The organism is Parapedobacter lycopersici, from assembly GCF_024643285.1.
Classification (GTDB): domain Bacteria; phylum Bacteroidota; class Bacteroidia; order Sphingobacteriales; family Sphingobacteriaceae; genus Parapedobacter; species Parapedobacter lycopersici.
In genome coordinates, this window is sequence record NZ_JAMSLW010000001.1 from 702,901 (window position 1) to 716,502 (window position 13,602).

Sequence of the window (13,602 nt, forward strand, 5' to 3'; positions counted from 1 at the left end):
CATAAGTACCCCAATCCCCGTCCGTATGCCATTCTCTTTATGCTTTGGTTCCGATTCCGCACGCTATTGATCAAACCCCCGGATGTACGGGCGGCTCGGCGGACGCTCCCCGGTGCTGAACTGCGCACCGCGTGTGGTCCGGTATTTCATATTCAGGACAGGCGTTTCGACCCGGCGTCCGACAGCTGCATAACGGCCGTTCTCCCAGTTGGATTCCATGTAATAGTTCACGATTCCGGTTGACAGCAGCAACCGTTCCGCGTTGAATGGCTCTTTCTTGGTCACCATCATCTCGGTAATCCAGTGCGGCTGGGCATTCGAGGCATGGTACTGGTCGAAAGGTCCGGGCCAGCCAAGCATGGAAACGATCGTTGGCTCTTCCTGTCCTTCGATTTCCCCGGCATAGGTCCACCCCACTTCCCTTGCACCGATTACCGCGGCCATTGTTCCATCATTATACTCCACAACACATATATTGGTCTGCGGAGTCTGCTGAAAATGGCCTGGCTCAAACTTAAATCGCTTCGCCACGGCATCAAGTAACCTGGCCGCCCAGGAATTATTTTCGACCCACTTCCACGCCTCGGACCCCTGGATGGACTGCACCGACCGGACTCCGGTCTCTCCTCCCTTGCGGCGTTCCACAAAGGATTGAAGTACGTCAATGGCATGGAAAATAGCCCCTTCATCCGCGGTGCCGCCAAGCATAACCGAATGCTTTATGGGCGTATCGGAAGGAAGTTCTACTTCGGGTTCGCGGTAGTAGACCGGTATGGATGAGCCTCCGGTCAATGGAAAGTTCAGCTCACGGGACTTGTCAAACATCCATTTGGCTTCATTCCAGTTATAGGAAAGGTGCTTGTCGTTAAAGACTGGCACCGAGCGCTTGCTCTGCTCGAAAACCTTGATGACCTGGCTATAGATCCACCAGCGTGGCAGGAGCCAATGTCCCTGGAGATCTTTTCGGTAATTCCCGTGTTCCGCGACGATGACCACGCCGTCCACGGCAAGCTCCTCCCCTCCGAGGGTGATCGCCTCACCTACAGTATTAAAAATCGGGATTCCTTTTGCTTTACATATTTTTTGGCCAAGTTGGCTTTCGTCAAGCTGGTGGATGTAAACCGAGACCACCTCCACGCGCGATTCCTTGTGGGCACCTTCCCACCAATAACCGTCCAGCAGCTTGGTCACAATCCAGTCCGCATGGGATCTTGTTGCGGCCCAATAGCTGGCAAGAAAGGCGATGCGGGGCCGTTGTTGCGCAGTCCGTGGAACAGCACCGGATGCCATGCTGGTCAAAGCCGTCAAACCGGCCACGCCGGCCACACCCAGCATTTCACGACGGGTGAAGCGTAAATTCGATACTGTAGTTTCAGTGTTTTGAGATGAATCTGCCGCCCTGCCGGCTGCAGCTCCGGGTTGTTTATCTGTCATAATTTAATGTTTCAGTGATATAGGAATGCATATCCTGTATGGTCATTTCGGTTGTAAATCTACATAAATAATTCACAATCGTATCCGCGATTACGTAAAGTTTATGATGAAAAACCTACGTAATTCCGCCTTTGGGCGGCCAGGAAACAGCGGAGCAGCCCCCGGTTCCGTTTTTTATTGTCCCGGCCGTCTTCAAAACCGCTCTTGTTCGATATTTTACCTTATTTTGGCCGAATATTCAGATCGGCCACAGTAAACGGATGATGAGGTTAAAACTTTTTTTACTGTTCTTCGCGGGATGCATTGCCAGTCCGTTAGCTGCACAAATCCAGCGGGAGGTAACCGGGATTGTACGTGATACAGCCAATTCCAATATTATCGGGGCCATGGTAACCCTGGCGCCGGCGACCACCCCGGCCGATACGCTGCTAACCCGGACGGATCAGGATGGTCGTTTCGTTTTTAACGGAAGGATTCCTTCGCAATTTACCCTCACCGTGCGCAGCCTGGGATATACCGAAGTACGTATACGTTCGGTTAACGACGAAGCAGCCACGCGCATTGTCCTGGCTACGCCGATCATACTGCGGGAAGGCATGGTGGTGCTCGAACAGGTGGTGATTAACGGTGCGCCGCCGGTGGTTATCAAGCAGGATACGGTTGAATATTCTGCAGATGCCTTTAAACTGAAGGAAAATGCCGTGGCGGAAGACCTCCTGAAGCGGCTGGATGGTGTGGAAGTAGACCGGAATGGTAACGTGACCGCACAGGGCAAATCCATCACGCGCGTCAGGGTAAATGGCCGTGACTTCTTTGGCGGCGACCTGAAAACGGCGACTAAAAACCTACCGGTAAACGTGATTGATAAAATCCAGCTCGTGGACGATTACGGGGACCAGGCCAACTTTACGGGTATCAAGGACGGAGACCCCGAAACCATTATTAATATTACCACCAAACCGCGCGCAGCCGACGGCATTATCGCAAATGCCACCGTGGGTGGAGGTACCGACAGACGGTACCAGCTAGCCGGATTCGCGAACCGCATCAACGGCGAACGGAACATCGGTTTTACGGCCAACCTGAACAATAACGGTGCCCAGATCGGCGGAAGCGGCTTCGGCGGGCGTGGCGGACCGAGCACGGTTACGCGGGTCAGTTTATCCGGCGGTAGCGGCAGTTTCGGCGCCAGCGACGGCAGTGCTGCCGATGGCAGCGCCGGCATTACCACACTGAGTTCGATTGGTTTAAACTACAGCAACCAATGGGGCCCGAAGCTAAACGTGACCGGCGGGTACTATTTTAACAGCAGCGACAACAATACCGTCAGCAACGTACTCAATCAGTATGCAACTGCCATGGGAACGGTCTCCGGTAGCTCGGATGCCGATATCACCACCGACAGCCGTTCGCATAATATGAACGCACGAATCGTTTATACCATCGGGCCAAAGGACATGCTGATCGTATCACCCTCGGTTGGTTTTACGTCAGGCGGCAACAGCCTGGTCCGGTCCAGCTTCCAGACGGGAGTCATCCGGCAGGACCAGGTAACCAATGGCAGGAACCGCATCAATACCCCGAGTGTTGGCGGCAATGTCCTGTACACGCACCGGTTCCGGAAAGCAGGACGCGACTATTCATTAAACGTCGGCGCCCGGTCAAACGGAGTCAACAACGAAGACGACAATACAAACCGCATCCGGTATTATGATCCGGCTACCGGTACGCTTGAGCACGACTCGCTGGATCACCGGATCAATAAACTGGACAACATGACGTTGTTAACGGCAGTCCGGTTCATTTACAGCGAGCCGTTGAGCCAAGCCAGCCGGCTGCAGTTCAGCTATAACATGAACTACAACCATTACGACAATAGCCGGGTCACCAACCGGGCCAATCCGGCCGGTGACCTCGAACGGATAGACTCGTTGAGCAACGCATTCAACTATTCGTTTGCATCGCACCAGTTCGGCGTAAACTACGCTTATAAAGCATCCGCCGACGAACTTTCCCTCGGGGTTACAGCTAATCCAGCCCAGCTATCGGGAAATTCCGCGGATCCGGAAATCACGATCAGCCGGGCTAACTTCTTCCTGGCTCCTATTTTCCGTTATACACACACCTATTCCCGCACAAAAAACCTCCAGGTAACCTACACCAGCCGGGCAGGTGAGCCGACATTCTTCCAGCTGCAGCCCGTACGCGACGCATCCGATCCGCAGCGTCCGGTGGTAGGTAACCCGGAACTGAACAGTTCGTTCAGTCACACGGTCAATGCCAGTTACAACGCGTCAAACCCCCAACAGCACCGTTCCTTCTTTCTGCGATTCCAGGGGTCGCTCACGAACGACCGGATTGTGCCAAACGTGCTGCTGATACCGGATGCTTACGGCAGTTTCAAACGGGAAGTCCATTACCGCAATACCGACGGCACGTACGCCTACAACGGAACTTACAGTTGGCAGCAGGCATTCGCCGACCGCCAGTACACCATACGCCTGAACGGTAACGCCGGCTATAACCGGAACGTGGCTTTTGCCGACAATGTCCGGAATATTGCAAAGGAATGGGGCATTTGGCACGGCGTGGGCCTGCAGATCAATCCGGGTTCCTGGCTCGAATTTACACCGACGCTCGCCTACCGGTATTCCACCGTTGCGTATACGCTGCCAACGAGCACTGACATCGCAATACACACTTATTCCATTGATGTGGACGGCAATGTGTTCTTTCTTCACAACCGGTCGCTGATCTGGCGGTTCAACGGTGTCAAAAATTTCAATACCGGCTATTCGGGTGCACTGAATGTGAATCCGCTGGTGGTCAATTCATCCATTGAAAAGGCGTTTCTCAGCGACCGCAGCGCAACGCTGAAATTCGAAGTGTTTGATCTGTTTAATCAGGCCAACAACATCCACCGGAATATTACCGATAACGGCTTCGCCGATATCAGCACCAACCGCCTCACCCAGTATTTCATGCTTTCGCTGACGATGCGACTTAATCCGCTTACAGGTAACACTGCTGCCACTGCCCAGCGCACGAACGACAGGTAATCCGCCGCGTCCGCGCGTGCAGCTGTGTTTTTCGACTGCGCTTCGAGTGTCCTTCGGGAACTGTTCGGGGCGGCTTCGAGTACGCTTCGACTGTTGTTCGACCCTTGTTCGACTCTTGTTCGGGGCGGCTTCGACTCCGCTTCGGGGCTGGTCGGCGTGCAATCCGTTGCGTTCCGAAGGGCTTCGAAGCGGAGTCGAAGCCACCCCGAAGCAGGGTAAAGGGAATCCCGAACAAGGGTCGAAGCATTGCCAATGGATACCCGATGGCTCGCAAACGTTAAAAAAACAGGAAAGACACCGATTTTGCTTACTTTTACGTGATCATTCAAAATCGTTACGGCCATGTTTAACAAAAATGCACCTGAAACCGCGAGCCTGCTCATCTCAGAGCCTTTCATGCTCGATCCCAATTTCCAGCGCGCGGTCGTACTCTTGTGTGAGCACGATGGCGAAGAGGGCACGGTTGGCTATGTACTCAACCAGCCAGCCACCATCCAGCTGAGGGATGTGGTGGACAGTTTGCCTGACGCTGACTTCCCGCTGTTTTTCGGTGGACCGGTAGCACAGGAAAGCATCCATTTTATCCACAAATGTTATGATCGCCTGAACAGCGGCATCGGACTCGGAAACGGGATTTTCTGGGGTGGCAATTTTGAAAGCCTGAAAGTACTCATCCAGCGCGGGGAAATCAAAGAAGAAGAAATCAAGTTCTTTATCGGGTACTCCGGATGGAGTCCCGGCCAGTTGGATCGCGAACTCCAGGAAAACGCCTGGGTGGTAAGCAATCAATATAATCCGGATATCGCTTTCGTAAACGATGGCGAAAATCTCTGGAAGGAAGCCGTCGTATCCCTGGGGCCGAAGTATGCCCACGTAGCCAATTTCCCGCAAAACCCGATGTGGAATTAACGCGGCTACGTACCCTAAGTGATCATATCGATGATACCATGCCGCATTTCAATGCGGATTACTTTCCCTTTCTTATGTGTAATCAGTTCATCATCCACATGAACCAGCCGGTTTTCGCAACGGATGGTAACTTCATGCATGGCCGTTATCGTATTCCAGGGTACCGCCGTACCCGGATGGCTTCCGCGCATCAGGCGGCGGACCGTATCAGCAAATGCGCTCCGGTCGGCCTCCTTTAACAACACCACTTCGAATTTACCGTCTGCCGGACTTGCATCGGGTGCCAGGATCAGGTTGGGACCAACCGACCGGATATTCAGGATTTCGACTAATAGGTAATCGTCCTCGTACACCTTGCCGTCTATGGTAACTGTCGCCCGTTTGGCACGGTAATTTTCCGATATTTCCAGCAATTTCCCCAATGCAACCTGCAATTCCTCGTCTGCCGTGCGGATTTTTGCCGTGTCCAGTGCTTTCATTTCCGTGATCAGCCGGGGAATCAGGCCGCAACCCATTCCCTCCATGAAAAATTGTGCATCCCGCAGGTTATCAATGGCGCCTATATCGATTTTCCTTGTATTCCAACCGGCCAGACTGCGTTGGAAGTCGGCAAGTTCTGTCGAAATCCCCAGTGTCTTTGCGAAATTATTAGCGGTTCCGCTTGGCAGCAGGGCAACCGTAAGCCGACGATCAAGCACCCGGCGCTTCAATAGCTTTTTCATGACTTCCCGTACTGTTCCATCGCCGCCTGCAATCACGACGAGGGTTGTGTCGCTTCGGAACCGTTTCCAGCTTTTGTCTTTGATCGAAGCGTACTGACAGGTAAAACCATGCGATTCGATCGTATTGATCAGTCCCTCTTTTATGGGATCCTGATCGCCTGCTTTAGGGTTGTGCAGCAGGTGAACGTGAAGGCCATTTCTCATCTTGTTGTTGCTATACGGTAATCGGAAAAACAAAAAATTGCCGGCACTTGTTTTAACTACGGTACGCCGACCGGCATTTCAGCCGGCGACCGGAAACAAAGCTTATGCGGATTTTAGTTACCAATGACGACGGAATATACAGTCCGGGCATCAACGCACTGGCCAGCATTGCGGCCAGGTTCGGGGAGGTAGTGGTGGTTGCGCCCGATGTGGAACAGTCTTCCATGGGGCATGCGGTAACCCATTCCCGCCCCCTTTCCTATAAAAAATCCCCCATTGAATTCGACGAAGGCATTGAAGCCTACCGGGTAAACGGCACACCGGCCGATTGCGTGGCCCTGGGTACACACCTGCGCAATAACATCCAGGTGGTGTTATCCGGGATCAATATGGGACCGAATCTCGGAAATTCCATGTGGCATTCGGGCACACTGGCTGCCGCTAAACAAGCGGTATTACTTGGCAAAAAAGGCATTGCACTCAGCACACCGGTCGGGAATACTGAGCCCGACTTTGATTTGCTGACACCATACGTTGAAGAAACCCTCGGGTTGCTGCTCGAAAACCCGGAGGAAATCGGGCTGTATAATGTAAACTTCCCTCCCCAGCCAAAGGGAATGCGGTGGACACGGCAATCGGTCCGTTTTTACGACGGCAAGATTCTGCCGGGAAAGGATCCAATGGGACGGAAACATTACTGGTTTACGGTCAGTCCGCTGGAACCGGCCGAACAGGACACCGACCGCTGGGCCGTGGAGCATGATTTCGTTTCCATTACACCGCTCCGGCTCGACCTCACCGATGAAAAAAAACTGGAGCAGCTAAAGGGCTCGCCTGTCGAATCAATGGACCGTTAAGGTATATTGTACGTTCCCCCAAAGCGAACACCTATCCGTATTTTATCTGTAAAAAAACGTTAATTGAATTAGCGTTTAAATACCATTCATTAATAATTGAATTTCAACTATATATAAAGTAATTTTTAATAGTGTAATAATGACACTAAGTAGACAAATCAAGCAGCAATAATGTGTACATTTGCATACACAATAAGATACTATTATTCATATAATTTTTAACAGTCATGATCGAGGAAATTTTAGTACAGGACGTACAGAAAAAACAATCTACCGCTCCCAGCACTACCTTATCTGCTAAACGCAAGTCGACTTTTATCCCGGCGCGCTTCTCAGTCAACAGACTTAGAAAACACCCCGGAATACAAAAAGACCGGAACCCCATTGTTATTCAGTAGTGTAAACTCCTTTTTATTAAAGGGCTGATACCGGGCAAACTTGTATCAGCCTTTTTTTATTCCGGATTCAGGGTTACGGGATAGGAAAGGAAGATAAACCCCTAATAATCAACAAATAAAAAAGGCGCCTACTTTCGTAAGCGCCTTTCCAATCCGGGGTGGATAATCGGGCTCGAACCGACGACCCCTAGAACCACAATCTAGTGCTCTAACCAACTGAGCTATACCCACCGTGTTTGGACTGCAAAAGTAATAATTAAACCATAATCAAGCAATAGTTTTAAAAAAAAGCGGACGGAAAACTTCTTTTATGTATTCGTCTCCGTCCGCTTGATGACTGGGCTCCGCCCAACGGTTATTAACCGATCAGGCTGACGCTTCGTTTCACGAAATTAGTCAGGTCGCTGCCCGTAAGTAACCCCTTGGATAACAGTGCCAGATCAAATGCCTGTTTGGCCAGCTGGGCTTGTTCCGCTTCATTATCAACAGCAACGATGCGCTTAATCAGCGGATGGTTTCCGTTTACCGTAACTTTGTAATTGTCGGGCATGGATCCGTAGAAGCTCATTCCGCCCCCCGTCTGCGCCATGTCTTTCATCCGCCGCATAAACTCGTCTATCGTTACCGTAACAGGGAGCTCGCTCTCGCTGAGTGCCTCCACATGGACTTTCATGTTTTCCCGGCTGATCGCTTTCTCAAAGAGTTCGGTAGCCTTCTTGCTTTCTTCTTCGGTAAGCTCGAGCTTTTTGCTCTCCTCCTTCTCGATCAGCTTGTCAATGACATCCGCATCCACGCGCTTCAGCTGTGTCTTTTCGGTTTTTTGTTCCAGGTAGCCAATGAAGTGGCTGTCTATGGGCGAATCCAGCACCAGTACGTCATAACCGCGTTCGCGGGCTGTGGCAACGTAGCTGTCCTGCTGCGCGGCATCGTTGGTATACAGGTAAATCACGTTCCCTTCTTTATCCTGCTGGATATCCTTCACCTTTGCGGCATATTCCGCTAAGGTATATACCTCGCCCTCTGTATTTTTCAGCAGGCAGAAATCCGCAGCCTTTTCCGCAAATTTATCATCGCTCAGCATGCCATACTTCACGAACAGGCCGATATCTTTCCACTTTTCTTCAAAGCCCTTACGGTCGCTTTTAAACAGCTCGGCAAGTTTGTCGGCCACCTTCTTGGTAATATAGGTGTTGATTTTTTTGACATTGCTGTCGGCCTGCAGGAAACTCCGCGATACATTCAGCGGAATATCCGGTGAATCAATCACCCCGTGCAGGAGCATCAGGAATTCAGGCACAATGTCTTTTACCTCATCCGTGATAAATACCTGGCGGGAATACAGTTTGATCTTGTTTTTCTGTATCTCAAAATTCTCCTTGAGTTTTGGAAAATACAGGATTCCCGTCAGGTTGAACGGATAATCCACATTGAGGTGGATCCAGAACAGCGGCTCATCGAAAGAGTAAGGATATAGCTCGCGGTAGAAGGCCAGGTAGTCCTCGTCTTTCAGTTCAGCAGGCGCTTTTGTCCATGCAGGAGCCGTGTTGTTGATGATGTTATCAACCTCAACGGATTTATATTTCGGTTTCCCTTCCTCGTCCTCGCCGTCCGGCTCACTGGTCGTCCGGATACCGAACCGGATGGGTACGGGTAAAAACTTAGCGTATTTGTCCAGGATTTCCTGTAATCTTCCTTTGTTCAGAAATTCTTCGGCGTCTGCATTGACATGCAGGATAATATCGGTTCCCCGTTTGGTGCGGCTGCCTTCCGAAATCTCGTATGAGGTACTGCCGTCACATATCCATTTTGCGGGCTCGGCACCCTCCTGATAGGACAGTGTCTGGATCTCCACCTGGTCTGCAACCATAAAGGCCGAATAGAAACCCAGGCCGAATCGACCGATGATCTCATTCGCATCCTTCGCTTCCTTGAACTTCTCCACAAACTCGGTGGCACCGGAGAAAGCAATCTGATTGATGTATTTCTTGACTTCTTCGGCCGTCATCCCGATCCCGTTATCGGAAATGGTAATGGTTTTTGCCGTTTCGTCAAATGCGACATCGATGGTCTGATCGCCCAGTTCACCGGTATACTGGCCCAATGACGAAAGCCGCTTAATTTTCTGCGTGGCGTCAACGGCGTTGGAAACCAGCTCACGGAGAAAAATTTCATTGTCTGAATACAGAAACTTCTTGATAACCGGAAAGATGTTCTCGGTGTGAATGGATATATTCCCTTTTTCTTGCATAATATAAAATAGATGAATGCTTATGTTAAAATTCAACAGTTTGCTACCAAGATGTGTTCCATCCTGGATAAATACGACAAGATGACAGTGTTCCGACGGGAAATACCTGAAATAAGAAAGCCCGGATAAACGATCTTATCCGGGCTTGTATAAGCAGGTCTACGACCGTCAGCTGATTATTAATCGCCTAATATACCGTGCAATACGTTATCATAGACGTCCTTTGCATGGCTAACGGTATCATAAAGTTCACCGTCTACAACAAAACCGTTTTTCGTAACGGCACCGAGCAACGAAAACTCCACTCCGCTCGCGGCCATGAATTCAACAAAAGCCTCCTGATCTGCCGGTTTTACCGAAACGGTAATCCGTCCCTGGGCTTCACCGAATAGGAAAGCGTCTTTACGGATTTCACTATCTGAGTCGATGGCAAAGCCAAAGTTGCCCGCCATGGCCGATTCGGCCAACGCAATATACAGGCCACCATCGGCCACGTCATGGGCCGATGCGATCAGCCGCTCCCGGATCAGGTGCTTGATGACCTGGTGTGTGGCATACTCCTCATCCAGGTTGAAATAAGGTGCTGGCGATGCTTTTACTCCATGGTAGGAAGCCAGGTACTGCGACGAGGCAATATCATTATGCGATTCGCCGACCAGGTAAATAAAGTCACCCTCGGCCTTAAAGTCAAGCGTCATCAGGTGCTCAGTATTATCCAGCACGCCCAGCATACCGATGGTAGGTGTCGGGAATACCGATCCTCCGTCGGGCGACTGGTTGTAAAAGCTGACGTTACCGCCGGTTACAGGGGTTTCAAACTTCAGGCAGGCTTCGCTCATGCCCTCAATGGCTTTCACAAATTGCCAGTAGACCTCCGGAATGTATGGGTTACCGAAATTGAGGCAGTTCGTAATGGCTGACGGCTCTCCTCCCGCACAGGTAATGTTACGGGCCGCTTCCGCCACGGCAATCGCACAACCCGTCTTCGGGTCAGCATGTACATAGCGGGCATTGCAGTCGACCGTCAGCGCAACCGCCTTATTGGTTCCTTTGACGGCCACCACCGCAGCGTCACTTGGCCGGTTGGTAATCATATTGACGGTACCAACCATGGAATCGTATTGCTTGGTAACCCATCGTTTGGATGCAATGTTCGGGTGCGACAACAGGTGCTGCGCTACTTCGCGTAGGTCCGCAGGCTCAGCAACGGTTTCCATGCGGAACTTCTGATATTCCGCAAAATATGCGGGTTCTTTATATTCCCGGTGGTATACCGGCGCTCCGCCACCCAGCACCAGGTCATTTGCCGGCACGTCGGCCACCAGCTCGCTGTCCATGTAATACTCCAGCCGGCCGGTGTCGGTTACCTCGCCGATAATGGCGCAGTTTAGGTCCCATTTATCAAACACGGCCTCTACATCGGCCTCACGGCCTTTTTCCACGACAATCAGCATGCGCTCCTGTGATTCGGAGAGCAGGATTTCGTAAGGTTTCATATGGGGTTGGCGCGTAGGCACTTTATCCAGGTCGATCCGCATGCCGTGTTCGCCTTTGGCGGACATCTCAGAGTTGGAGCAGATAATGCCCGCAGCCCCCATGTCCTGCATGCCGATCACGGCCCCGGTCTGGATGACCTCCAGCGTTGCCTCCAGCAGCAGTTTCTCCTGAAAAGGGTCGCCAACCTGCACGGCCGGCAGGTCGTTCACTGAATCTTCGGTAATATCCTTGGAGGCAAAGGCTGCACCGTGGATGCCGTCTTTCCCCGTCGCTGAACCTACAATGTATACCGGATTGCCCACACCATAGGATGTGGCGGATACGGTGTCCCCAGCCTTGACGATACCCGCAGACATCGCATTTACAAGGGGGTTCACCTGGTAGCAGTCGTCAAAAAAGACCTCTCCGCCCACCGTGGGAATCCCAAATGCGTTGCCGTAGTCGCCAATACCTTTTACCACTCCCCTGATCAGCCATTGCGTACGCGGATTGTTGATGTTGCCAAACCGCAACGAATTGAGCTGGGCAATCGGGCGCGCACCCATGGTAAAGATATCGCGGTTAATGCCCCCCACTCCCGTGGCCGCACCCTGATAAGGTTCCAGCGCCGAAGGGTGGTTGTGCGATTCTATTTTGAAGGCACAGGCAAGTCCATCTCCGATATCCACCAGTCCGGCATTTTCCTCTCCGGCTTTAGCCAGCATATGCGGACCGTCCTTCGGCAGCTTCTTCAGCCACACAATGGAGTTTTTGTAAGAACAGTGCTCACTCCACATCACCGAAAAGATAGACAGTTCGGTAAAGTTCGGCGTCCGGCCCAGGATTTCCTTTATGCGGTCAAACTCTTCGGGCAACAGGCCCAGTTCCTTAGCGGTATCTACGGTGGTCAATTCCAGTGTTTCCAAGATGAAGAATTATAAAGTAAATGAATTGGCACAAAAATAGGAATAAATACCCATTGGTTGGCAGGTATTCCCAAAATAAGCAAAGCACGCAAGGCTGTGTTTAATCAGAAAAAATCATAATTTTACCGGCAAAGCGCAATAGATGAAACCCGCCATGCCGGCGCCTTGGGTAAGAGGCAATGAAAATGCAGGTTCCATGGGGTCGTTAAGAACAATTGCGAAGCATTCATTGATGCGTTAAAAACAAGCAGTGGATCAATAATTATTTTTTGATGAAAAAAATTCTTTCGATCGATGGCGGTGGAATTCGGGGAATCATTCCGGGTATGCTGTTGGTGGCACTGGAACGGCGACTGAAACGTGAAACGAAAAATGATGAGGCGGCGATCGTTGATTATTTTGATTTTTTCGCCGGGACCAGCACCGGCGGTATCCTGACCTGCCTGTTGCTCTGTCCGGACGAGCAGCATCCCGACCGGCCTAAATTTTCGGCCAAGGAAGCACTCGATCTCTACATCAGTCACGGCAGCAGCATCTTCAAGGCGGGTTTTTTCAGGCGGCTGATTGCCAAATTCGGCCTGTTGAGCGAACGGTATCCGAGCGCGACACTGGAACATATACTGGATGTTTATTTTGGTGGAACCAAGCTGAGCCAGCTGCTCAAGCCCTGCATCATCACGGCTTATAATATTGAATTGCGGAAAACCCATTTTTTCCGGCAGCAGGCGGCGATTACCCGTGGCGAAACAAGGGACTTTCTGCTGCGGGATGTATGCCGGGCAACTTCCGCGGCACCGACTTACTTCAGTGTTGCCGAAATTTATTCGCTGGCCGGCACCCGCTATCCGCTGCTTGATGGTGGTGTTTTCGCCCCCAACCCGTCAATGAGTGCATTGGTGGAAGTGACCAAAGCCTTTAACCAGACAAAGATCAATGATATTTCGATTCTGTCGCTGGGGACGGGCCGGTCGCGAAAGGCATATGACTATGAACATTTCAAAAAGAGCCGCGCCATTACCATTGGTCCGGCATTAATCGATATCATGATGAGCGGAGCCGCCGAAAGCAGCGACTTCTTCCTGCAGGAACTTTATAAATCCGTTGAAAGAGGCAGCCAGTACGTGCGGATTGAACCGCGGAACCTGCATAGCATCAACGAGGCGCTGGACGCGGCCAGCCAGGAAAATATTGAGCGGCTCGTCGCGCTGGGCGACCGGATGGTCAGCGACAATGACGCGCTGATCAGCCAGCTGGTCACCTGGCTGATCAGTGAAAAGGAAAAAGCGACACCTAAAAACCCATGGCGGTTCTTATCGACCAAAGACTAACCGCCGTATTTTTAATCAATCAAACAGTTAAAAAATAATTC

General features: G+C 51.4%; 8 protein-coding genes and 1 tRNA gene. 4 read left to right on the top strand and 5 right to left on the bottom strand.

The features are described 5' to 3' along the window. Positions 1-63: 63 nt before the first annotated feature. Entirely contained in the window at positions 64-1,434 is a 1,371-nt protein-coding gene (locus tag NEV57_RS03175; protein WP_257656826.1) for a hypothetical protein, read from the bottom strand. 260 nt (positions 1,435-1,694) lie between these two features. Here NEV57_RS03175 and NEV57_RS03180 point away from each other — a divergent pair, with 260 nt between their 5' ends. Both NEV57_RS03180 and NEV57_RS03185 read left to right on the top strand, forming a co-directional pair. Continuing rightward, on the top strand, positions 1,695-4,493 hold the full coding sequence (locus tag NEV57_RS03180; protein WP_257656827.1) for a TonB-dependent receptor: 2,799 nt from the start codon (positions 1,695-1,697) through the stop codon (positions 4,491-4,493). A 342-nt stretch (positions 4,494-4,835) separates the two neighbouring features. Continuing rightward, complete coding sequence (locus tag NEV57_RS03185; RefSeq protein WP_257656828.1) at positions 4,836-5,402, top strand: YqgE/AlgH family protein; 567 nt, start codon at positions 4,836-4,838, stop codon at positions 5,400-5,402. A 14-nt stretch (positions 5,403-5,416) separates the two neighbouring features. Here the strand turns inward: NEV57_RS03185 and NEV57_RS03190 are convergent, their stop codons facing one another. Beyond that, positions 5,417-6,328 carry a diacylglycerol/lipid kinase family protein gene (locus tag NEV57_RS03190; protein ID WP_257656829.1) on the bottom strand — a complete coding sequence of 304 codons (912 nt, stop codon included), beginning with the start codon at positions 6,326-6,328 and terminating at the stop codon, positions 5,417-5,419. A gap of 104 nt (positions 6,329-6,432) precedes the next feature. On the opposite strand from NEV57_RS03190, the gene surE reads away from it, so the two are divergent. Beyond that, positions 6,433-7,185, top strand: a complete 753-nt coding sequence (gene surE, locus NEV57_RS03195; RefSeq protein WP_257656830.1) for a 5'/3'-nucleotidase SurE — start codon at positions 6,433-6,435, stop codon at positions 7,183-7,185. 555 nt (positions 7,186-7,740) lie between these two features. On the opposite strand, the gene NEV57_RS03200 is transcribed toward surE, so the two are convergent. From NEV57_RS03200 to purL, 3 genes are all read right to left on the bottom strand, one after another. Beyond that, positions 7,741-7,814: transfer RNA gene (locus NEV57_RS03200), tRNA-His, on the bottom strand. Positions 7,815-7,941: 127 nt separating this feature from the next. Further along, the gene (gene htpG / locus NEV57_RS03205) at positions 7,942-9,831 is read right to left on the bottom strand and encodes a molecular chaperone HtpG (RefSeq protein ID WP_257656831.1); all 1,890 of its coding nucleotides are present in this window, start codon (positions 9,829-9,831) and stop codon (positions 7,942-7,944) included. Between the two features lie 179 nt (positions 9,832-10,010). Then, positions 10,011-12,233, bottom strand: a complete 2,223-nt coding sequence (purL, locus tag NEV57_RS03210) for a phosphoribosylformylglycinamidine synthase subunit PurL (RefSeq protein ID WP_257656832.1) — start codon at positions 12,231-12,233, stop codon at positions 10,011-10,013. A 272-nt stretch (positions 12,234-12,505) separates the two neighbouring features. On the opposite strand from purL, the gene NEV57_RS03215 reads away from it, so the two are divergent. Continuing rightward, complete coding sequence (locus NEV57_RS03215) at positions 12,506-13,561, top strand: patatin-like phospholipase family protein (RefSeq protein ID WP_257656833.1); 1,056 nt, start codon at positions 12,506-12,508, stop codon at positions 13,559-13,561. The last annotated feature ends 41 nt before the right edge of the window (positions 13,562-13,602 follow it).